The organism is Limnobacter sp. SAORIC-580 (genome assembly GCF_013004065.1).
GTDB lineage: Bacteria > Pseudomonadota > Gammaproteobacteria > Burkholderiales > Burkholderiaceae_B > Limnobacter > Limnobacter profundi.
On the sequence record NZ_CP053084.1, the window covers coordinates 481337 to 502437 of the forward strand.

General features: G+C 53.3%; 21 protein-coding genes. 18 read left to right on the forward strand and 3 right to left on the reverse strand.

Going from position 1 to position 21101, the window contains the following annotated elements; translation table 11 throughout:
- Positions 1-28: 28 nt before the first annotated feature.
- Both HKT17_RS02245 and pdeM read left to right on the forward strand, forming a co-directional pair.
- The gene (locus HKT17_RS02245; RefSeq protein WP_171097507.1) at positions 29-2668 is read left to right on the forward strand and encodes a ligase-associated DNA damage response DEXH box helicase; all 2640 of its coding nucleotides are present in this window, start codon (positions 29-31) and stop codon (positions 2666-2668) included.
- A gap of 71 nt (positions 2669-2739) precedes the next feature.
- The gene (gene pdeM / locus HKT17_RS02250; RefSeq protein WP_240965885.1) at positions 2740-3354 is read left to right on the forward strand and encodes a ligase-associated DNA damage response endonuclease PdeM; all 615 of its coding nucleotides are present in this window, start codon (positions 2740-2742) and stop codon (positions 3352-3354) included.
- A 43-nt stretch (positions 3355-3397) separates the two neighbouring features.
- Here the strand turns inward: pdeM and HKT17_RS02255 are convergent, their stop codons facing one another.
- Entirely contained in the window at positions 3398-3850 is a 453-nt protein-coding gene (locus HKT17_RS02255; protein ID WP_105028136.1) for a DoxX family protein, read from the reverse strand.
- A 227-nt stretch (positions 3851-4077) separates the two neighbouring features.
- On the opposite strand from HKT17_RS02255, the gene HKT17_RS02260 reads away from it, so the two are divergent.
- The 15 genes from HKT17_RS02260 to HKT17_RS02330 all read left to right on the forward strand — a co-directional run bounded on the left by HKT17_RS02260 (position 4078) and on the right by HKT17_RS02330 (position 19235).
- Positions 4078-4692 carry a TetR/AcrR family transcriptional regulator gene (locus HKT17_RS02260; protein ID WP_171097511.1) on the forward strand — a complete coding sequence of 205 codons (615 nt, stop codon included), beginning with the start codon at positions 4078-4080 and terminating at the stop codon, positions 4690-4692.
- Between the two features lie 17 nt (positions 4693-4709).
- Complete coding sequence (locus tag HKT17_RS02265) at positions 4710-6500, forward strand: acyl-CoA dehydrogenase C-terminal domain-containing protein (RefSeq protein ID WP_171097512.1); 1791 nt, start codon at positions 4710-4712, stop codon at positions 6498-6500.
- Positions 6501-6576: 76 nt separating this feature from the next.
- Positions 6577-8982 (forward strand): 3-hydroxyacyl-CoA dehydrogenase/enoyl-CoA hydratase family protein, encoded by a 2406-nt coding sequence (locus HKT17_RS02270; RefSeq protein ID WP_171097515.1) that lies wholly within the window; start codon positions 6577-6579, stop codon positions 8980-8982.
- Between the two features lie 15 nt (positions 8983-8997).
- Entirely contained in the window at positions 8998-10197 is a 1200-nt protein-coding gene (locus tag HKT17_RS02275; RefSeq protein WP_171097517.1) for an acetyl-CoA C-acyltransferase, read from the forward strand.
- A gap of 88 nt (positions 10198-10285) precedes the next feature.
- Complete coding sequence (locus tag HKT17_RS02280; protein WP_171097519.1) at positions 10286-11053, forward strand: enoyl-CoA hydratase; 768 nt, start codon at positions 10286-10288, stop codon at positions 11051-11053.
- Positions 11054-11077: 24 nt separating this feature from the next.
- Positions 11078-11878, forward strand: coding sequence for an acyl-CoA thioesterase (locus HKT17_RS02285; RefSeq protein ID WP_171097522.1), 801 nt, complete (start codon positions 11078-11080; stop codon positions 11876-11878).
- Positions 11879-11957: 79 nt separating this feature from the next.
- Positions 11958-12302, forward strand: coding sequence for a DUF2845 domain-containing protein (locus tag HKT17_RS02290; protein ID WP_171097524.1), 345 nt, complete (start codon positions 11958-11960; stop codon positions 12300-12302).
- A 65-nt stretch (positions 12303-12367) separates the two neighbouring features.
- Positions 12368-13933, forward strand: coding sequence for a PQQ-dependent sugar dehydrogenase (locus tag HKT17_RS02295; RefSeq protein ID WP_171097526.1), 1566 nt, complete (start codon positions 12368-12370; stop codon positions 13931-13933).
- Positions 13934-14001: 68 nt separating this feature from the next.
- A complete protein-coding gene (locus HKT17_RS02300; RefSeq protein ID WP_171097528.1) occupies positions 14002-14262 on the forward strand; it encodes a putative signal transducing protein in 261 nt (86 codons plus the stop codon).
- Positions 14263-14271: 9 nt separating this feature from the next.
- On the forward strand, positions 14272-14517 hold the full coding sequence (locus HKT17_RS02305; RefSeq protein ID WP_171097530.1) for a GlsB/YeaQ/YmgE family stress response membrane protein: 246 nt from the start codon (positions 14272-14274) through the stop codon (positions 14515-14517).
- 83 nt (positions 14518-14600) lie between these two features.
- Positions 14601-14888 (forward strand): hypothetical protein, encoded by a 288-nt coding sequence (locus tag HKT17_RS02310; protein ID WP_171097532.1) that lies wholly within the window; start codon positions 14601-14603, stop codon positions 14886-14888.
- Positions 14889-15259: 371 nt separating this feature from the next.
- The gene (locus HKT17_RS02315) at positions 15260-16237 is read left to right on the forward strand and encodes a tripartite tricarboxylate transporter substrate binding protein BugD (protein ID WP_105028146.1); all 978 of its coding nucleotides are present in this window, start codon (positions 15260-15262) and stop codon (positions 16235-16237) included.
- Positions 16238-16256: 19 nt separating this feature from the next.
- A complete protein-coding gene (locus tag HKT17_RS02320) occupies positions 16257-16709 on the forward strand; it encodes a tripartite tricarboxylate transporter TctB family protein (RefSeq protein WP_105028147.1) in 453 nt (150 codons plus the stop codon).
- 2 nt (positions 16710-16711) lie between these two features.
- Positions 16712-18214 (forward strand): tripartite tricarboxylate transporter permease, encoded by a 1503-nt coding sequence (locus tag HKT17_RS02325; RefSeq protein WP_105028148.1) that lies wholly within the window; start codon positions 16712-16714, stop codon positions 18212-18214.
- 145 nt (positions 18215-18359) lie between these two features.
- Complete coding sequence (locus tag HKT17_RS02330) at positions 18360-19235, forward strand: GntR family transcriptional regulator (RefSeq protein ID WP_105028149.1); 876 nt, start codon at positions 18360-18362, stop codon at positions 19233-19235.
- Positions 19236-19245: 10 nt separating this feature from the next.
- Here the strand turns inward: HKT17_RS02330 and HKT17_RS02335 are convergent, their stop codons facing one another.
- A complete protein-coding gene (locus HKT17_RS02335) occupies positions 19246-19650 on the reverse strand; it encodes an acyl-CoA thioesterase (RefSeq protein ID WP_168426887.1) in 405 nt (134 codons plus the stop codon).
- Between the two features lie 145 nt (positions 19651-19795).
- On the opposite strand from HKT17_RS02335, the gene HKT17_RS02340 reads away from it, so the two are divergent.
- Positions 19796-20197: a hypothetical protein gene (locus HKT17_RS02340; RefSeq protein WP_171097534.1), complete on the forward strand. Its 402-nt coding sequence runs from the start codon at positions 19796-19798 to the stop codon at positions 20195-20197.
- 21 nt (positions 20198-20218) lie between these two features.
- Here the strand turns inward: HKT17_RS02340 and HKT17_RS02345 are convergent, their stop codons facing one another.
- Positions 20219-21037: an SDR family oxidoreductase gene (locus tag HKT17_RS02345; protein WP_171097536.1), complete on the reverse strand. Its 819-nt coding sequence runs from the start codon at positions 21035-21037 to the stop codon at positions 20219-20221.
- Positions 21038-21101 lie beyond the last annotated feature (64 nt).

The window sequence follows — 21101 nt, forward strand, 5'->3', positions numbered from 1 at the left end:
GGGAACCGGATCATCAATGCAGTAAACCATGTCTGAATTTCGAGGCATTCCGCCAGGCCCCAATGTGGGCACACAGCTCAAGGCCTTGCGCCGCAAAAAGAAAGCGGCCGACAGGGCAGTAAATTCGGCACCAGCCATTGTAGGTCAAGCCCCCGAAGTCGCTCTTCATGTGAATAGGCCGCCGTTGTCAGAACTCACCTTGGCCAATCTTCAGGAGTGGTTCGACGCACAAGGCTGGCAGCCTTTCGAGTATCAATTGCAGGTGTGGAAGGCATTTCAAAAAGGCCACAGCGGCTTGCTTCATGCCACCACTGGCGCCGGTAAAACCCTGGCGGTGTGGTTGGGTGCCTTGCTTAGGCTGGCACAACTTCCCACGCCAAGGGGCGCTGCAACCCGTGTCATGTGGATAACACCCATGCGCGCCTTGGCTGCTGACAGCACCAAGGCTTTGCAACAATCGCTGTCAGCCTTGGTGGGTGATTGCGATGTGGCCTTGCAAACCGGCGACACCGATTCAGCCGCGCGAGCAGCCATTTTGCGCAAACCCCCTTTCGCTTTGGTCACCACGCCTGAAAGCCTGACTCTGATGTTCACGCGCGCCAGCAGCCAGCCCAACTTGAGCAAACTGCAAGTGTTGGTGGTCGATGAATGGCATGAACTGATCGGCAACAAACGTGGTGTGCAACTGCAGTTGGCCATCGCACGCCTGGCCCGCATTAACCCGGGTCTGCAGGTGTGGGGTTTAAGCGCCACCTTGGGTAACTTGCCGGTGGCCATGGATGTGCTGCTACACCCTGTTAAAAACCACGCCAAGTGCACTTTGGTCCAGGGCAAGTTACCCAAACAATTGATGATCGACAGCTTGATTCCTGACACCTTTGAGCGTTTTCCATGGGGTGGGCATCTGGGCTTGAATCAGCTCGAGTTTGTGGCGCGAGAAATCGACCAGTCTGCATCCACCCTCGTGTTCACCAATACGCGTTCCCAAGCCGAAATTTGGTATCAGGCTTTGCTCGAAGCCCGGCCCGACTACGCCGGTTTACTGGCCTTGCACCATGGCTCACTCGATAAAACCGTGCGCGATTGGGTTGAGCAAGGATTAAAAAACGGCAGCCTGAAGGCCGTAGTGTGTACTTCATCGCTTGATCTGGGCGTCGATTTTTTACCCGTAGAACGCGTGATTCAAATTGGCTCGCCCAAGGGCGTCGCCCGTCTGCTTCAACGTGCAGGCCGTTCCGGGCACGCACCCGGCAGGCCCTCTCGAATTACCGTGGTGCCCACCCATGCGCTTGAATTGGTCGAGGCTGCTGCGGCCCGACATGCTGCCCAGCAAAAACAGATTGAATCGCGTTTCAGCCCACAGGCCCCACTGGACGTGTTGGTGCAGCACCTGGTGACTGTGGCCATGGGCACTGGATTTAAACCCGATGAATTGTTTGCCGAAGTGTGCACCACAAGTGCGTATGAAAATTTGAGCCGCTCCCAGTTCGATTGGGCCCTGGCTTTTGTAGAAAAGGGAGGCGAAAGCCTGGCGGCATATCCGGACTATCAAAGGGTAGCTGCCGATGAGGAAGGCATTTACCGCGTGCCGCGGCGTGACATTGCGCGCAGGCATGCCATGTCGGTGGGCACCATTGTTTCTGATGCCGCCATGCATGTGGCGTGGATGACTGGCGGGCGCCTTGGCACCATTGAGGAAGGGTTTATTGCACGCCTGAAAACGGGTGATTGTTTCAGTTTTGCAGGCCGCGTGCTTGAACTGGTGAAGGTGCGTGACATGACCGCGTATGTGCGCAAAGCCAACCGCAAAAAAGCGACAGTGCCGCAGTGGCAGGGCGGTAAAATGCCCTTGAGCAGTGAACTTGCTCACGCCTCCCTGCAAATGCTGGAGTTGGCACATCAGGCTATTTCTTCTGGAAAAAAGACCGCCTTGCCTGAGCTGCAGGCACTTGAGAGTTTGCTGGCTTTGCAAATGCGCTGGAGTGCTTTGCCCAATACGGGCAACTTGCTGATTGAAGCGCTGCACAGCAAAGAAGGTCACCACCTGTTTGTGTATCCATTTGAAGGACGCACGGTGCACATTGGTTTGGCCAGTCTTCTGGCCTGGCGTGCCTCGCGGCACAAACCGGGTACGTTCTCAATTGCCATGAACGATTATGGGTTTGAGCTGTTGAGCGCGGAACCCGTGAACTGGCATGAATGGATTGCGGGCAGCCTTGCGCAAGCCCCGTTGTTTTCAACGGAGAATCTTTTTGAGGATGTGTTGGCTTGTCTCAACGCTTCTGAACTCGCCCAGCGACGTTTCCGGGAAATCGCCAGAATTGCGGGGTTGGTTTTTCAAGGCTTCCCCGGGGCGGGAAAAAGTGCAAAGCAGTTACAAGCCTCCAGCGGTTTGTTTTTTGAGGTGTTCAAAAAACACGATCAAAATAATTTGTTGCTGGACCAGGCCCAGCGTGAGGCGCTTGAACAAGAGCTTGATTTGAAACGAATGGAGGCAGCGCTTTGTGCAATTCACCGCAAAACTTTGGTGTTCAAGTCGATTGATCGCCCAACACCTTTTGCGTTTCCCTTGCTGATTGAGCGATTGCGCGAAACCGTTAGCACGGAAAAGCTCAGCGATCGTGTGGCAAGAATGGTGGCCGAGCTGGAGAAAGCTGCTCAGGTTTAACAGATTTCAAAATTACAATTCAGGTCATCTTCACCGTGCATTTGTTGTCAGCAAACTCTTCAGTACATTCAATGGAAACACCTTTTGGCGCACTTCAACTGTCGCGCCACAAAACGGCGTTTTCACCCGCACACAAGGCGCTTTTTGTCGCCGACGTTCATTTGGGAAAAGCCGCTACTTTTCGCAGCCTGGGTGTGCCAGTGCCAGCCGGGACCACGCAAGAGAATCTCGATAAGCTCTCAGAATGCATTGCAGAATTCAATCCACTTTCGGTGTATTTTCTGGGCGATTTGTTGCACGCAAAAATGGCGCACAACCCCGACTTGCTTGGCAAACTGCTGGCTTGGCGTGCCCAGCACACAAACCTGGCCATGACGTTGATTCGCGGCAATCACGACAGCAAGGCAGGTGGTCCGCCCGCAAGTTTGAACATTTCGGTGGTGGAGGAGCCTTTCATGCTGGGTGGGTTTGCTTTGTGCCATCACCCGCAAACCGTACAAAATGCTTTGGTGCTTGCCGGGCATGAGCACCCAGTCGTGGTGCTGAACGGAAAAGGCAGAAGCCGAGCCCGAGTGCCATGCTTCTACCTGAAAACCGATCAGCTCATACTGCCTTCATTTGGTGCTTTCACGGGCGGTTATGCAGTGAATCCCCAGGCTGGCGAAGCAGTATTTCCAGTGGTGTGAACAGCGGGCCGTTCAGCCCGCTGATTTGCCCACTGATTGCTTTTTACTTGCCTTTGCTCAAGCCAAGTGTGCCGCCACCCAAAGCCACAATCATTAGCAGGCCACCAGCCACACTGACGTTTTTCATGAACATCAGTTGCTGAACATAGGCTTGTTCAGCAGGCATGGCCCAGTAGTTGTGAAACAGCACTGAGGCAGCTAGGGTGAAGCCGGCCAGCAGCAGCGCTGCAATTCGTACCTGGAAGCCGACGATCAAGGCCAGCCCCGCGCCAATTTCAACCGCAATGGTCAGCACAGTAAGTACTTCTGGAAAAGGCAGACCCACAGAACCGATGTACCCGGCGGTGCCCTCGAACCCACCGATTTTGTCGAAGCCCGCCAGAACAAACATGGCAGCCAGTAGAACCCGGCCAATCAGGGCAATGGTTGAGGCGGATGAGTTAAAGGCATTGTCCAGCACATTCGTGCCTGCGTGTGTTGTGTTTGCTGTAGTCATTTCAATTCTCCGTATTGGGTTTGCGATTCACTGAATCGATGAGCGAATCATGCGCGTTCAATTGCCAAAAATCGAGTGACCTTTTTCGCAGTAATTGTTCAAATAATTTGAATAATTATTTGCAGATCATGATGCCCTAGAAGAATTTCTCTAACCTGGCCCATTCCCTTTTTCCTGAAGAAATAGCGTACACTCATAAAAAAACGAACGTTCGGTCTATTTTCTATATGCGCAAAGGTGAACAAACCCGAGCCGCCATTGTTGAGGCGGCGCTTGAAATCGCGTCCACGCAAGGGCTCGAGGGTTTAACCATTGGCTCCATCGCAGAAAAAATGACCATGAGCAAAAGTGGTGTGTTTGCCCACTTTGGTTCGCGCGAAGAGCTTCAAATTGCCGTACTTCAAGAGTACGAAACCCAATTCATCAATGCCGTGTTGTTCCCCTGCCTGAAAGAGCCCCGTGGATTGCCGCGTTTGCGCGCAATTTTCATGCGCTGGCTTGACCGGATCGGCAAGGAAATCGACAGTGGTTGCATCTATATTTCAGGCGCGACAGAATACGATGACAGGCCAGGGGCAGTTCGCGATGTCCTGGTGAAAATGCATCGCGACTGGCAAAAAGAAATGCACCGTGCCACGGCACAGGCCATCGAAGAAAACCATTTACCCGCCAATCAGGCCCATGCGGATCAACTCGTTTTCGAGATGGTCGGCCTGATTCTGGCAGCCCACCAGCAAGGTCGCCTCATGGGCGATTCCTCGTCTGTGAAGCGGGCCAGCCAAGGCTTCGAGCGCATGATTCAGCATTACCAGCAAACCCAGTCAGAAATTCTGAGCCAGTAGTACCAGGAGACACTTCAATGAGCCAATACACGCCCCCGATCCGCGACATGCAATTCGTACTGCACGAAATGTTGAACGCAGAAGCCACTTTCAAAAGCATTCCCGCCTTTGAAGAAATTGACGCAGACACGGTGAATCAGATCATCGAAGAAGGCGGCAAATTCTGCGCGGAAGTGTTGCAACCCCTGAACGCTGTGGGCGATTCGGAAGGTTGTACTTTGAACAAGGCCGACCATTCCCTGAAAACCCCAACCGGTTTCAAGGAAGCCTACCAGCAGTTTGTGGAAGCTGGCTGGGCCTCGCTAAGCTGCGACCCCAACTACGGTGGTCAAGGCCTGCCCGTGACCGTGAACCAGGCGTTCTACGAAATGATGAACAGCGCCAACCAGGCCTGGACCATGTACCCCGGCCTGACGCACGGCGCCTACGATTGCCTGCACGAGCACGGCAGCCAGGAACAGAAAGATCTGTACCTGCCCAAGCTGACCAGCGGCGAATGGACTGGCACCATGTGCCTGACCGAACCACACTGCGGCACCGACCTGGGCATGTTGCGCAGCAAGGCTGAGCCACAGGCCGATGGCAGCTACAAAATTACCGGCGCGAAAATCTTCATCAGCTCTGGCGAACATGACATGGCCGAGAACATCATTCACCTGGTGTTGGCACGACTGCCCGATGCGCCTGTGGGCACCAAAGGCATTTCCTTGTTCCTGGTACCCAAGTTCATTCCGAATGCCGACGGTTCCATTGGTGAGCGCAACCCGATTTTCTGCGGCGCCATTGAACACAAAATGGGTATTCACGGCAACGCCACTTGCCAAATGAACCTGGACGGTGCAACAGGTTGGCTGATTGGCCAACCCCATCGTGGCCTGGCCGCCATGTTCGTGATGATGAACGCAGCCCGTCTGGGCGTGGGCATGCAGTCATTGGGCCTGACTGAAGTGGCTTATCAAAACGCTGTTGTTTATGCGAAGGATCGCATTCAAAGCCGTTCGCTGACTGGCCCCAAGGCCACTGACAAACCTGCTGACCCCATCATCGTTCATCCCGATGTGCGGAAAATGTTGCTTACCACTCGCGCATACGCCGAAGGTGGCCGTGCACTGTGCATGTGGACCGCACTGGAACTGGACAAGGAATTGAACCACCCTGATGAAGCCGTTCGCAAGGAAGCATCCGACATGGTTGCCCTGGCCACGCCAATCGTAAAAGCCTTCATCACCGACAACGCTTGGGAAGCCACATCACACTGTATGCAAGTGTATGGCGGCCACGGTTACATCGCTGAGTGGGGCATGGAACAGTATGTTCGTGACAGCCGCATCAACATGATCTACGAAGGCACCAACACCATTCAGTCACTGGACCTGCTGGGTCGTAAAGTGCTGGGCGACGGTGGCGCCAAGCTGATGAAGTTCGGCAAAATGGTGCGCGCGTTGTGTGAAGAACAAGCCAACAACCCAGCCATGAAAGAGTTCATTGAACCCCTGGCTGATTTGGGCGACAAGGTCAGCAAACTGACCATGGAAATTGGTGGCAAGGCCATGCAAAACCCAGATGAAGTGGGTGCTGCAGCCGTGGATTACCTGCGTGTTGTGGGCCACCTGTTCTACGGCTACTTCTTTGCGAAAGCTGCAAAAATCGCGCTGGAAAAGCAAGCCAGTGGCGACAAGTTCTACACCGCCAAACTGCATACAGCCCGTTTCTACTTCGAGAAAATGCTGCCTGAAACCGCCATGCTGATTCGCAAGGCGCGTGCGGGTTCCAGCAGCCTGATGGAAATGGAAGCCGACCTGTTCTAACAAATCCTGTCCCGTAGTACCCCGCAGCCACACGTGGTTGCGGGCGTTGAATCCAATTAACTCGAAGGAGACACGCGTGTCCAATTTCATCGTTCGCAAAGTCGCCGTGCTCGGCGCTGGCGTGATGGGCGCACAAATTGCTGCCCACTGTGCCAATGCCAAAGTGCCCGTGGTGCTGTTTGATCTGCCCGCCAAAGAAGGTCCCAAGAACGGCATCGTAGACAAAGCCATCTTGAACCTGACGAAACTGAAGCCTGCCCCGTTTGGCGCGAAGGACGTTGCGCAATACGTGCAAGCAGCCAACTACGAAGAGCACCTGGAATTGCTGCAGGGCTGCGATTTGGTGATCGAAGCCATTGCCGAGCGCATGGACTGGAAACACGACCTGTACAAAAAAGTGGCACCGCACATCAACGCCACTGCTATTTTTGCAACCAACACATCGGGTTTGAGCATCTCCAAGCTGAGCGAAGGTTTTGATGCAGAACTGAAGAGCCGCTTCTGTGGCGTTCACTTCTTCAACCCACCCCGTTACATGCACCTGTGCGAACTGATTCCGCTGCCGACCACACGCCAAGACATTCTGGACAATCTGGAAACCTTCCTGACCACCACCTTGGGCAAGGGAATTATTACTGCCAAAGACACGCCCAACTTCGTGGCCAACCGCGTGGGCGTGGCTGGCATGCTGGCCACCATGGCTGAAGCGCAAAAGTACGGCATTCCATTTGACATCGTCGACCAGCTGACTGGTTCCAAACTGGGCCGTGCAAAATCGGCCACCTTCCGCACTGCGGATGTGGTTGGTCTGGACACCATGGGCCACGTGATTGCAACCATGCAAAACACATTGCCCAACGATCCGTTTGCATCCAGTTATGCCACACCAGCAGTGTTGAAAACACTGGTTGAGAAAGGCGCACTGGGCCAGAAAACCAAAGGTGGCTTCTTCAAGAAAGAAGGCAAGCAGATCATGGTGTTTGATGCAAACACCAGCAGCTATGTGGCGTCTGAGGGCAAGGCCGACGAAGCCGTGCTGAAGATTTTGAAGAACCGCAATGTGGCCGAACGCATGGCTGCTTTGCGTGCTTCCGAGCATCCACAGGCCAAATTCCTGTGGGCGATTTTCCGTGATGCATTCCATTACATCGCATTCCACCTGAACGACATCGCAGACACAGCACGTGAAGTTGATTTCTCACTGCGCTGGGGTTATGGCTGGACAGAAGGTCCATTTGAAACCTGGCAAGCCGCAGGCTGGAAGCAGGTTGCCCAGTGGGTGAAGGTCGACATCGATGCAGGCGAAGCCTTGTGCAACGCACCTTTGCCAGCTTGGGTATTTGAAGGCCCTGTTGCAGACAACGGCGGCGTGTACAGTACCGCTGGCGCATTCAGCCCAGCAAGCAATTCATTCGTACCCCGCAAAGATTTGCCGGTGTACCAGCGCCAAATTTTCCGCGCCAAAGTATTGGGCGAAACAACCGTGACTGGCCACAACGGTGGCACCACCATCAAAGAAAACGATGCAGTTCGCATTTGGACCGCACCCGGCCATGATGATGTGTTGATCTTGTCGATTAAAACCAAAATGCACGCCATTGGTCCCGATGTGATCACCGGCACGCATGAAGCCATCGCCTTGGCTGAAAAAAGCTACAAAGGCCTGGTGCTGTGGAGCCCGAATGAGCCCTTCTCCGCAGGTGCCGACCTGCAAGCCATGTTGCCTGCATTCATGCAGGGCGGCGGCAAGGCCATTGAACCCATGGTGGCTGAATTCCAGAAAGGCACTGCTGCGCTGAAATATGCACAAGTTCCAACTGTCGCAGCCGTGACTGGTTTGGCATTGGGCGGTGGTTGCGAATTTGCTATTCACTGTGCTGCACGTGTGGCCAACCTTGAAAGCTACATGGGCCTGGTGGAAGTGGGCGTTGGCCTGATTCCCGGTGGCGGTGGCTTGAAAGAAATCGCCATCAACGCTGGTTTGGCTGCTCAAAAAGCAGGTTCTGCCGATGTATTGGCCTTCCTGAAAGACGGCTTCATGACCGCAGCAACCGCCAAGGTGGGCACTTCGGCCATGGAATGTCGCGACCTCGGCTTCATCAAGGAATCCGACACCATCGTCTTCAACAGCCATGAACTGCTGTATGTCGCCATTTCACGCGCACGCGCCATGTTCGACGGCGGCTATCGCCCACCCCATAAAATCAAGGGTGTACCCGCCGCAGGCAAATCAGGCTACGCCACCATCAAGGCGCAACTGGTCAACATGCGCGACGGCGGTTTCATCTCTGCTTACGACTTCCATTTGGGCTGCGTAATCGCCGAAGTGGTGTGCGGTGGCGAAATTGAAACTGGCTCCTTGGTGGATGAAGAGTGGTTCCTGAACCTGGAACGCAAGCACTTCGTGAAGTTGCTCGACAACCCCAAGACACAAGAACGAATCATGGGCATGCTGCAAACCGGCAAGCCAGTGCGTAACTAATTAAGGAGAGCAAACATGGCTCAAGCTTGTAAAGATGTTTACATTGTCGCAGCAACGCGCACCCCAATCGGCAAGGCCCCCCGTGGCGTGTTTAAAGACACCCGCCCCGATGACCTGCTGGTGCATGCCATTGCCAGCGCCATGGCCCAGGTGCCAACTCTCGACCCAGCCTCAATCAACGATGCGATCGTGGGTTGTGCATTCCCCGAAGGCGAGCAGGGCATGAACATGGCCCGTATCGCTGTGTTGCTGGCAGGTCTGCCCAACACTGTGGGTGGCGTCACGATCAACCGCTTCTGTGCGTCTGGTATTACGGCTGTGTCAATGGCTGCCAACGCCATTGCCATGGGCGAAGCCGAAGTCATGATTGCAGCCGGCGCCGAAAGCATGAGCATGGTGCCCATGAGCGGCAACAAGCCCAGCTTCAACAACGCAATTTTCCAGAAAGATGAAAACCTGGGTATTGCGTATGGCATGGGCATGACCGCCGAAAAGGTAGCCCAGCAGTGGGGCATCAGCCGTGATGCACAAGACGAATTCGCCTTGAACAGCCACAAAAAGGCAATCGCCGCTCAACAGGCCGGCGAGTTCAACGATGAAATTACACCGTTCACCGTTGTAAAAGCCACGCCTGATTTGTCCACAGGCGAAATCAAAACCAGCACCAAAGAAGTGAAGCTGGATGAAGGCCCCCGTGCCGACTCTTCGATTGAGGGGCTGACCAAACTCAAGCCTGTATTCGCTGCCAAGGGCTCAGTGACCGCCGGTAACAGCTCGCAAATGAGTGATGGTGCTGGTGCCTTGATTCTTGCTTCTGAAGAAGCCGTGAAGCGCTACAACCTCACTCCCCTGGCCAAGTGGCGCGGTTTTGCCGTGCGTGGTGTGCCTCCCGAAATCATGGGTATTGGCCCCAAGGAAGCAATTCCTGCGGTGTTGAAAACTGCTGGCCTGAAAGCCAGCGACATCGACTGGTTTGAATTGAACGAAGCCTTTGCCGCGCAATCCTTGGCTGTGATGAAAGACCTGGAACTGGACCCAGCCAAGGTGAACCCCATGGGCGGCGCAATCGCCTTGGGCCACCCACTGGGTGCAACCGGTGCAATTCGCGCAGCCACTGTAGTGCATGCACTGCGCAGGCACAACCTGAAATACGGTATGGTGACCATGTGTATCGGTACCGGCATGGGTGCAGCAGGCATCTTCGAACGCGTGTAATTTCAGCGCAAATCAAAGCGGGTGTGGGTGCAAACCTTCACCCGTTTTTTTTGAGTTTTTACAACAAAAACAGACAGGGAATACGGCAGTGGACATTCAAACAGAAATCAGCAATGGCTTGATGACCATCACCATCAATCGGCCAGAACGCAAAAACTCATTTACCAACGCCATGTACACCGCGCTGGCGGATGCATTTCGCGATGCCACGCACAGCAGTGGCGTGAAAGTGGTGTTGCTCAAAGGCCATGAAGGCTGTTTTTCTGCGGGCAACGATCTGGGCGATTTTCTGAACAACCCCCCCACCGATCTGGACGCACCGGTGTTTCGTTTTCTTCGCATGATCTCTGTCTTCCCCAAGCCTGTGGTAGCACAGGTGCAAGGTTTGGCCATTGGTATCGGCACTACCGTATTGCTGCACTGTGATTTGGTGTATGCAGCAAGCACCGCAAAATTTTCCATGCCTTTCGTGAAGCTGGGCTTGTGCCCGGAAGCGGCGTCCAGCCTGTTGCTGCCTATCTCTGCGGGTTATCAGAAAGCGGCTGAACTGTTGTTGCTGGGCGATATTTTCACCGCCTTGAAAGCCTACGACACCGGCATTGTTTCCGATGTGCTTGAACCAGCGGCACTGGACGCACATGTGCAAGCGCAAGTGAAAAAACTGCTCGACCTGCCACTTACAAGCCTGTTGACCACCAAGCGTTTGATGAAGTCGGCCAACAAAACTGCTGTGGCCGAAAAAATGGCCGAAGAAGGGCACTTGTTCATGAGCATGATTCCGCAAGCCCCGGCACAAGAGGCATTCAAAGCATTTGGCGAAAAGCGTGCCCCCAATTTCAAGCAGTTCGAAAACTAATCCAATAAGCACCAAGGGCTCAGCATGACCGTTGCACTTTCAGAAATTTTGTCCAATCGCCGTTTGAGTGGCGATACAGTCACGTTCACCGCCACCGAGGACTGGATGCAGGGTCGCACCATGTTCGGTGGCTTCCTCTCAGCACTTGCCGTGGTTGCCATGCGCGATACGCTGGGTATCGACATGCCCTTGCGTGCGCTGCAAACCAATTTTGTGGGCCCTGTGCCCGCTGGTGATGTGGTGTACCGCACGCGTTTGCTCCGGCAGGGCAAAAGTGTCAGTCAGGTGCAATGTGAAATTTACAGCGACGAAACCTTGGCGGGTTTGGTGGTGGGTGTGTTTGGCGCCCCGCGTGAAACCGCATTGCCAGTCCTTAGCCCGCAGCACAAACCGCTGCCCAAGCCAGTGGACGACATTGCGCCATTGCCTTTCATTCCGAAAATTACCCCCAACTTTTTGCAGCACGTTGAAATGCGCTGGGCGCTGGGCAGCATTCCCTACATGGGCAACCCGTTTTGGGAAAGTGGCATTTACATTCGTGCCACTGATAAAAACCTGAGCCCTGAAGTACTGATTGTCATGCTCAGCGATGGCCCGCCCACACCTTGCCTTAGTCACTTTAAAGGGCCTGTCATGGCCAGTTCGGTAAGCTGGTCGCTTGAATTGCCACCCATTCCTGCCAATATCGACAGTGAAGGCTGGTTTCAAATCGACATGGAAACCAAAGCCGGTGCGGACGGCTATGTGAATCAAAGCGCCAAACTGTGGACCCCGAATGGTCAACTGGCATCGCTGGGCTATCAGGTGGTAGCGGTTTACGGCTAAGCCTTCTCGGTTGATTGCGCTATTCACTGAACTTTCGTTTTTTCTGAGCTGTCGAAATCACGAAGGAGACAGTTGAACCATGAAACATGCACTGCACACAGTCGGAATGTTTGTTCTGTTTTTCCTGGTTTCGCCAGTCAAAGCAGAGGCCTTGCGGTGTTCGCAGGGCAGTGCCTATGAGGGCGACAGCAGGGTCTCTGTGCTCTACAAATGCGGGCAACCCGCTTTGAAAGATACTTTTTGTGATCCAGTGTATTTTCCCGGTACCCTGCAACCGGTTCCCTCTCCGTTTGCGCAATCGCTGGTGCCTTGCCTGCCCGTAGAAGTGTGGGTGTACGACAGGGGGCAGGGTAATTTGATTGCCACTGTACGCTTTCGGGGGGGCGTGGTTCAGTCCATTTCATATGGGCGACAACCCGAATAAATCAATCGAATTATTGTGTTAACACATCAGGTTCGGCACGCGCCGGCCGTCTTGGGCATGCTTTCATGAATCACGCAAACAAATGGTTTTCGGTTTTTCTGGTTTGGCTTTTGGTCTGGTTGCTGGGTTCCTTACTGGGCACCCTGGTGCAGTCACAGGTCAATTTGCAGGCATTGCAAAACCTGGGGGTTGTCATTCCATGGAGTACACGGCTTCACACCACCCTGCACGATCTCGGGAACTTCTCGCCGGTTTATGCAGTCATCTTTGGGTGCAGTTTTGCGGTATCTCAGGCCGTCGCATTGCTGTTCACGCGTTTCACCGGCACTGCATGGCGTACCTTTTGGTGTGTTTTCGGTGCTGCACTGGGTCTGTGGGTAACTTTCAAAGTGGTCGACATGATTGCACCAATGCCAATACTTATTTCATCCACCCGCACCGTCGGGGGCATGTTTTCCATGCTTGCAGCCGCGGCGGTCTCGGGCGCCTTGTTCGCCAAACTGTCGACCCGCAAAATGTCGGCCAGTCCAGCAATTCTTGCATTACTGATTGCCAGTGTTGCGCTGCCACCCGGCCAGGCCCAGGCCCAATCTGCCAAACCCTACACAATCGAGACTTTTGCCGATGGTTTGGACAGTCCCTGGTCCATTGCATTTTTACCTGATGGCCGCGCATTGATCACCGAGAAACCTGGCCAGCTGCGCCTGGTGGCGGCCGATGGCAAATTGGTGAATGCCCCAATCGCTGGTGTTCCGAAGGTATTTTATGGCGGCCAGGCGGGTTTGTTTGATGTCTTGCCCTCCCACGATTTTGCGCAAAGTCAGCAAATTTTTCTCAGCTATGCCTGCGGCACGCGCAGTGCAAACCATCTGTGTGTGGCCAGCGCCAAGCTTGGCGAGAACAGCCTTGCGAATGTCAAAGAAATTTTCCGTTCGCAAATGGCAAAATCAGGCAGTGCCCATTATGGCGGGCGCATGGCGTGGCTGCCCGACAACACGCTGATCGTGACACTGGGCGATGGTTACAGTTACCGTGAAGAAGCGCAGAATTTGTCGAATCACCTTGGAAAAATTGTTCGGCTCAATGCCGATGGTTCTGTGCCCAAAGACAATCCCTTTGTGGGCAAACAGGGCGCCAAACCTGAAATTTATAGTTACGGTCATCGCAACGTTCAGGGCCTGGCCTACGATGCCGCCAACAAACGCTTGATCGCTCATGAGCATGGTCCGCGTGGTGGCGACGAAGTGAACGTTATTACCCCCGGGACCAATTACGGCTGGCCCAAAGCCACCTACGGCATCGACTACACCGGTGCACAAATTTCACCCTACAAAGAATACGAGGGTACCCAACAACCCGCAATTTACTGGGTGCCGTCCATCGCCCCCTCGGGCATCACTGTTTACAACGGCGACATGTTTCCCCAGTGGAAAGGCAACTTGCTGGTGGGTGCACTGAAGGCCCAGCAGGTCAGTCGAGTCGTGTTGAAAGGCAACAAAGCGTCTGAAGAAGAAGTGTTGTTCAAAGAAGTGGGTGCGCGTTTCAGGGATGTTCGCACAGGCCCCGATGGTGCAATTTACCTGTTGACCGACAGCTCGGATGGCAAGGTACTTCGCGTGAGTGCCCGTTAGCATTCAGTCACATGATGTGTTTACCTGCTTCCTTGTTTTCGGCTAGTCTTGCTGAACAAGGGGGCAACATGGAAATTGTTTATAAAGCGGGCAACATTATCGAGGCGCATATCGTTGCCGGTATGCTGAACGCCTGCGAAATACCCACTTACGTCGGCGGCCATTTTCTTCAGGGCGCTGTCGGCGACCTCTCCCCCACCGGTTTTGCCAATGTATTTGTTGCCTCTGAGCACTTTGATCAGGCCGCTGCCTTGGTTGCCGAGTACGAAAAAAACGACCTTTGTTCTGGCGATTTGGTCACGTCTCCACGTTTCGTCCATTCGTTTTAGGAGAATAAAATGAGTCTGTTGGTCTTTTTGCTGGTTGGGATTATTGCTGGCTGGTTGGCTGGAAAGTTGGTTCGGGGCGGTGGTTTCGGTTTGATCGGCGACCTGGTGGTTGGCGTAATTGGTGCCTTTGTGGGTGGTTTCCTGTTCAATTCACTGGGGGTTTCCAGCGGCGGTGGTTTGTTGGGAAGCATTGTGGTGGCAACCGTCGGCGCAGTGGTGTTGTTGATGTTGATTCGTTTGATCAAGCGGGCTTGACAGTGGCTTAATCGTTGGCTCACCTCGGGGCGTGGTTTGGCGCTATACTTCGTTCCCGATCTGCCCCTTTCCTCAGGAACCCCATGGCGCTTAAATCCACCGACATGGCCAAAAACATGGCCAAGAAACTTGACGGTTCACTGAAATCCGAAAGCCTTCCTGATCGTTTCGGCCAAGCCTCCAAAGTGCAAAACAACAAACGTGAGCGTGCTGCGGACATTCCCGCCAGCAAACTGGTTCCGGTGAATTACCGTCTACCTGCCGATTTGGTAAGTCGCCTGCGTGAATACGCGGTAGGTACAGATCAAGGCATTAATCAGGTGGTTGCAACCGCCTTGAACGACTGGTTGAGTACTCAAACAAAAAAATAATGGCCGCTCACTGAGCGCATTAGTCGATTTTTTTATTCATTTTTTGCTGGGTAGGTGATTGCATTACCCTTTCAATTAATATCGATTTATAAACTATTTTTATTGAAAAAAAGGTATTTACTTATTTTTCGCTGTAATTTAGTTAATTTTCTTAAGCTAACTTTTTTTTAAGCTTCGTCGCGCAGTATTTTTTGATTTGAACTTCTCTCCGAATGGCTCATGCTGTGGTTTCTGCGTATATGGAAAACCACAATTGCTGCGCATCACGGGCATGCTGATACTCCATCCACCTGCGCAAATATGTGTGGAAATTCAATAAGAAAAACAGCTTTCGCAGTTGACATTCTGATACAAATCACAAGGAGAGTTCCGTGAAGAAATCGATTAAATCCGTATTGGCAGTTGCCCTGTTGGGCTTGGTGGGTTCCGTGCAAGCCCAAGATGCTTACCCGTCCAAAGTCATCACCATGCTGATCCCATTTGCAGCGGGTGGCCCAACTGACACGGTGGGTCGTTTGATTGCACAGTCCATGTCCAAAGACCTGGGCCAACAAGTGATTGTTGAAAACCTCGGCGGTGCAGGCGGTACTCTGGCTGCTGGCAAGGCAGCCCGTTCAGCACCCGATGGCTACAACATTTTCCTTCACCACATTGGTCAGTCCACTGCGCCTTCCTTGTATCGAAAACTGTCGTACAACGCATCAACTGATTTTGAAACCATTGGCCTGGTAACCGATGTACCCATGACCATCGTGGCCCGTGGCAATATGCCTGCCAAAAACATGCAGGAATTGCTGGCCTACATCAAAACCAACAAAGACAAAGTGACTTACGCCAATGCAGGTATTGGTTCAGCTTCGCACCTGTGCGGCATGTTGTTCCAGACAGCTGTGGGTGTAGACCTTACAACGGTTCCTTACAAAGGCACTGGCCCAGCGATGAACGATTTGTTGGGCGGTCAGGTCGACTTCATGTGTGACCAAACCACCAACACCACCAGCCAAATCAAAGGCGGAAAAATCAAGGCCTACGCCGTGACCACCAAAAAGCCAGTGGCCTCTCTGCCTGATCTGCCAACATTGGACAAGGCTGGTTTGCCTGGTTTTGAAGTGGGTGTTTGGCACGGTTTGTATGCCCCCAAAGGCACACCCAAGCCCATCATTGATCGCCTGAGCAAGTCTCTGCAAACAGCCTTGAAAGACCCAGCAGTGATTTCGCGTTTTGCTGAATTGGGCACCGAGCCAGTGCCTCAAGACCAAGCCACACCAGCCGCCTTGCGCAAGCACCTGGATGCTGAAATTGCACGTTGGAAGCCAATTATCGACAAAGCTGGTCAGTACGCTGACTGATCTATAACAGAGATCTAAAATGCCAAAAGATTTACGAGACTTTTGGGCCGGGCTGCTGTACCTGATTATCGGTGCAGCAGCTTTGTACATGGCTGCTGACTATGAAATGGGCACAGCCATTAGCATGGGCCCCGGCTATTTTCCCAAAGTATTAAGTGGTTTGCTTATTTTGATTGGCGCAGCCTCACTGGTTCGCTCATTCATTGTTGAAGGCGAACCCCTGAAAGGCTTTGCCTTTTCAAAAATTATTTACGTCACCATTTCCATCATTGTATTTGCCTTGTTGGTGGAAGGTGCAGGTCTTGCAATTGCAGTCATGGCGGTGTTCGGTATTTCTGCAATGGCCAGCAAATTTTTCAATTGGAAGTTCACCCTGGGTATTGCTTTTGGCGCGGCTATTTTTTGTAGCCTGGTATTCGTCAAAGGTTTGGGTATTCCGCTGCCCATTTTTGGGTCTTGGTTTGGAATGTAAACATGGAACTTCTCGCTAATCTTTCAATTGGTCTTGAAACAGCTTTCACGATCAATAACCTGTTGTTTTGCCTGATCGGTGTTTTTCTGGGTACGGCAATTGGTGTGCTGCCAGGCTTGGGGCCCACTGCCACCATTGCCATGTTGTTGCCAATCACCTTCGGCCTGCCGCCAGTGTCGTCTCTCATCATGTTGTCCGGTATTTATTACGGCGCTCAGTATGGTGGTTCCACCACGGCCATTTTGGTCAACTTGCCAGGCGAATCCTCTTCGGTGGTTACCGCACTCGACGGTTATCAAATGGCTCGTCAAGGCAAAGCGGGCAAGGCTTTGGCCACTGCGGCAATCGGCTCTTTCGTGGCTGGTACTTTCGCAACCGTATTGCTGGCATTGTTTGCGCCACCTTTGGCAGACATCGCTTTGCAGTTTGGTGCAGCCGAATATTTCTCGTTGATGGTGGTGGGTTTGGTCGCCTCTGTGGTGCTGGCCAGCGGTTCCTTGTTGCAAGCATTCGGCATGATCGTGCTGGGTTTGCTCATGGGCATGGCAGGTACCGATGTGAATTCAGGCATGGAGCGCTACACTTTCGACACACCCTACATGGCCGAGGGCATTAACTTCGTGATTCTGGCCATGGGCATGTTTGGCTTGGGCGAAATCATCAAGAACCTCGAAGAGGAACACTTGCGTTCTGCCATGGTGTCCAAGGTTCAGGGTTTGTTGCCCAACAAGGACGATCTCAAGCGCATGGCTTGGCCTATCGTTCGCGGTACTGGTTTGGGCTCCTTGCTGGGCATTTTGCCCGGTGGCGGTGCCATGCTGGCTTCGTTTGCTTCTTACTCCATCGAGAAAAAAATCTCGAAAACACCCGAGCAGTTTGGCAAGGGTGCAATCGAAGGCGTTGCTGGTCCCGAGTCAGCCAACAATGCAGGCGCTCAAACCTCGTTCATCCCCTTGCTAACCTTGGGTATACCGTCCAACCCGGTGATGGCCCTGATGATCGGTGCCATGATCATTCAAGGGATTACGCCAGGTCCAGCGGTCATGACCGAGCAGCCAGCTTTGTTCTGGGGCATCATCGTCTCCATGTGGATCGGTAACCTGTTTCTGGTGGTTCTGAATCTGCCCTTGATTGGTATCTGGGTCAAAATGATCTCGGTGCCTTATCATTTCCTGTACCCCATGATTCTGGTGTTCTGCTGTATTGGGGTGTTCAGTTTGGGCAACAAGTTGTTTGATGTGTACTTGTTGGCTGGCTTCGGTGTGTTGGGCTACATCTTCTCTAAATTGAAGTGCGAGCCGGCGCCATTGCTGTTGGGCTTTATTCTGGGCCCAATGATGGAAGAGTACCTGCGCAGGGCTTTGTTGCTTTCTCGCGGCGACTTCTCCGTGCTTGTTACACGCCCCATTAGTGCAACCATGCTGGCCATCGCGGCAATTGCCCTGATCGTGGTGTTCATGCCTTCAATTCGCAAGAAGCGGGAAGAGGCATTTCACGAAGAATAAGTTTCAATTGGATACATGATCATCAAGGGCCATTGAAGCGTTGTTTCAATGGCCCTTGTTTCTTTCAGGCACGTATTCAGTATGAATTGTGTTGCATTGTGTTGTATTATCCATTTCGTAGCCCAGTAGCATTTGGACAGTACGAATGGACAGTCAGTTTCCCGCCGCATCCCCAGAAGAATCGAATTTCGGTGACAGCAAATTAGACCCGAATCAAGTCGTTCCCCTTTACCACCAAATTTACCTGATACTGCGTGAACGCATTATTGAGGGTCACTACGACACCAAGCCTTTGCCAGGTGAGCTGGTGCTGGCCGAGCAGTTCAATGTGTCACGCGTCACCATGCGTCGTGCACTGCAAGACCTTGTCAAAGAAGGCTTGGTCGCAAGGGGGCGTGGCAAAGGTACATTCGTAAAACCGCGCACCGAGTCACGCAACTCGTCGGTGGGGCAAAGCCAGTTGTTGAGCGCTTCGGCCATGCGTTTGCAGGCCAGTGGTGATTCGTCCGATTTGCAACTCATCACGTCCAAACGTATTTTGCCACCGCCCGACATTGCAACGCTCTTGCATTTGCCCAGCGATGCCATCGTCGAAAAGCTGATTCGCATTCGTCAGCTTGACGGGCAACCAGTGGCCCACCTGACCAGCTTTATTCCACAGGATTTGTCGGGACGCATTTGTCGCCGACGCCTACGCGAGTTTCCAATTTTGGTGCTGCTTGAAGAAGCAGGGGTGAAGGTAGCCAAAGCCCGCCAAACCATTTCTGCAAGGCTTGCCGATGCTTCGGTAGCCTATGCCTTGGGCGTGCCGGTGGGTGCGCCGTTGCTGGCTATTTCACGGGTGGCTTACGATGAAAATGGCAGGCCCGTGCAAGTGCTCAAAGGTCTGTATCGCCCTGATCGATATGACTACCGAATTGAATTGTCGCGCAAGCAGGCCAAGGGCCAAAGTTCCTGGCAGCATGTGAACGAAGTCGAGTTCGCATTCGAAATGCATCAACAAGACCTCTCACACTTCTGAAGCGAATATTTTATTTAAGCGGGTCCACTGGGCGGGAATTCCGGTTCTCGTCTACAGCCACATAGGTTACATAGGCCTCAGTTACCTTGGCCACATCGTCGGGTTTCAAGCGGCGTTGCGCAAACACCTCCACGTAAATTTGCATGGAGGTTCTGCCCACCTTTACCACTTCGGCATAAAAGCTGCACAAATCACCGACAAACACTGGTTCCTTGAAAATAAACTCGTTCACCGCCACGGTCACAATTCGGCCTTTGGCGTGGGCTGTTGCTGGTACCGAACCAGCCAGATCCACTTGCGCCATAATCCAGCCGCCAAACACGTCGCCCGACGCGTTGGAGTCTCTGGGCATGGGAATGACCCGAATCACGGGTTCACGGTCGACAGGTAACAAAATGGGTTTGGGTGTGCTCATGTGCAGGTGCTTTGTTGTTGGTTTAACTTTCGATTGTAACGCTGAGCACCTAGAGTCTGCATTTCATTCTAGGTGCCTGCTTCCAACCCCATCTCATGAAACAGACGATAATGGGGTTTTATTGAGTCCATGAGTTGAGGAAGCGATGGCTGCAGGTTGGGTAACAGTGTTGCAAATGGTGCCTTGGGGCGAAGTGATTAAAAATGCGCCCAAGGTGGCCGATGGTGCGGTCAAGCTGTGGAACAGCGTGTCCAAAAAGCGGGTTGATGGTGAAACCGACAGCGACGTAACCGATGTGATGTTGGCCACGGATATGGCTGCCGTCGAAAAGCTGGAACATCGCCTGCATTCGGCTGAGCAAACAATCACAGATTTGCAGGCTCAGGTGGTTCAGTCTGCCGGGGTCATCAAAGAGTTGGCCAGTCAAAATACGCAATTGGTTGCGCAAATCGAATCCAATCGCAAAGCGGTTACCGTGCTGGGCGTTGTTTTGGCATTGAGCATTTTGGCGGTGGTGGTTCAGGCGGTGGTGTTGTTCAGCGCCTGAACCTGGGTGTATTGCAGCCTGTCAGGCTGATTTTTTGCCACCGTGTTCATCGTCCAGGGCATCTTTGGCCATTTTGTCGATCACGGCTGGCACAAAGGGTTTTAGCTTCAGGCCCAAGCGACCTTTGGCTGTCATGACCCATTCTCGCTTGCGCTCGGCCATGGCATCCACAATTTCATTCACACATTGCTCCACTGTCATGGCGCCTTTCTCGCGAAGGCCAGAGACACCGGCCCGCTCGCCATTGGGGTTCAAGCCATTGCGGCGAATTTCCGTATCCACCACACCCGGGAAAATGGCACACACATCCACGCCTGTGCCCATCAATTCAATGCGCAGCGCTTCCATAAAACCACTCATCGCAAACTTGCTGGTGCAGTAAGTGGTACGGGCGGGCACGCCGGTTTTGCCAGCCAGGCTGGAAACGCCGACAATCAGGCCTTTGGACTTTTTAATGTGGGGCAGGGCCTTGTGGGTAATCCACACCATGCTCATCACGTTCACGCGGAACAACCGTTCGAAGGTACCCAAGTCGGTGATGTCCTCAAACCAGGCGTGCATTGAAACGCCGGCATTGTTCACAATCATGTCAATGCCGCCAAAGGCTTTCACCGATTCTTCCACCAGGTTCTCGCACTGAGCCTGTTCCATCACGTCACAGGCCACACAGTGCACCTGCCCGCCAGCCGCCTCAACCTGCTGTCCAACCTCTTGCAGCTTTTCAAGTCGACGGGCTGCCAGCACCAGTTTGTTGTCCGGGGCCAGCTTGATGGCCAATGCGGCGCCAATGCCCTCGGATGCACCGGTAATTACGATCACTTTGTTTTGAATACTTGCCATTTGCTTTTGTCTCCTGCTTGGTATGCAACTCGTTTGGCAAGGCGGGTGGTAGCATTGCCTCCAT

Excerpts from the sequence above, each read along its gene's own strand:
- HKT17_RS02295 (WP_171097526.1), top strand. The coding sequence starts at position 12,368 with ATGAATCACGCAAACAAATGGTTTTCGGTTTTTCTGGTTTGGCTTTTG.
- HKT17_RS02290 (WP_171097524.1), top strand. The coding sequence starts at position 11,958 with ATGAAACATGCACTGCACACAGTCGGAATGTTTGTTCTGTTTTTCCTG.
- HKT17_RS02335 (WP_168426887.1), bottom strand. The coding sequence starts at position 19,650 with ATGAGCACACCCAAACCCATTTTGTTACCTGTCGACCGTGAACCCGTG.
- HKT17_RS02320 (WP_105028147.1), top strand. The coding sequence starts at position 16,257 with ATGCCAAAAGATTTACGAGACTTTTGGGCCGGGCTGCTGTACCTGATT.
- pdeM (WP_240965885.1), top strand. The coding sequence starts at position 2,740 with ATGGAAACACCTTTTGGCGCACTTCAACTGTCGCGCCACAAAACGGCG.
- HKT17_RS02285 (WP_171097522.1), top strand. The coding sequence starts at position 11,078 with ATGACCGTTGCACTTTCAGAAATTTTGTCCAATCGCCGTTTGAGTGGC.
- HKT17_RS02255 (WP_105028136.1), bottom strand. The coding sequence starts at position 3,850 with ATGACTACAGCAAACACAACACACGCAGGCACGAATGTGCTGGACAAT.
- HKT17_RS02325 (WP_105028148.1), top strand. The coding sequence starts at position 16,712 with ATGGAACTTCTCGCTAATCTTTCAATTGGTCTTGAAACAGCTTTCACG.
- HKT17_RS02245 (WP_171097507.1), top strand. The coding sequence starts at position 29 with ATGTCTGAATTTCGAGGCATTCCGCCAGGCCCCAATGTGGGCACACAG.
- HKT17_RS02340 (WP_171097534.1), top strand. The coding sequence starts at position 19,796 with ATGGCTGCAGGTTGGGTAACAGTGTTGCAAATGGTGCCTTGGGGCGAA.
- HKT17_RS02330 (WP_105028149.1), top strand. The coding sequence starts at position 18,360 with ATGGACAGTCAGTTTCCCGCCGCATCCCCAGAAGAATCGAATTTCGGT.
- HKT17_RS02260 (WP_171097511.1), top strand. The coding sequence starts at position 4,078 with ATGCGCAAAGGTGAACAAACCCGAGCCGCCATTGTTGAGGCGGCGCTT.
- HKT17_RS02300 (WP_171097528.1), top strand. The coding sequence starts at position 14,002 with ATGGAAATTGTTTATAAAGCGGGCAACATTATCGAGGCGCATATCGTT.
- HKT17_RS02275 (WP_171097517.1), top strand. The coding sequence starts at position 8,998 with ATGGCTCAAGCTTGTAAAGATGTTTACATTGTCGCAGCAACGCGCACC.
- HKT17_RS02305 (WP_171097530.1), top strand. The coding sequence starts at position 14,272 with ATGAGTCTGTTGGTCTTTTTGCTGGTTGGGATTATTGCTGGCTGGTTG.
- HKT17_RS02310 (WP_171097532.1), top strand. The coding sequence starts at position 14,601 with ATGGCGCTTAAATCCACCGACATGGCCAAAAACATGGCCAAGAAACTT.
- HKT17_RS02265 (WP_171097512.1), top strand. The coding sequence starts at position 4,710 with ATGAGCCAATACACGCCCCCGATCCGCGACATGCAATTCGTACTGCAC.
- HKT17_RS02345 (WP_171097536.1), bottom strand. The coding sequence starts at position 21,037 with ATGGCAAGTATTCAAAACAAAGTGATCGTAATTACCGGTGCATCCGAG.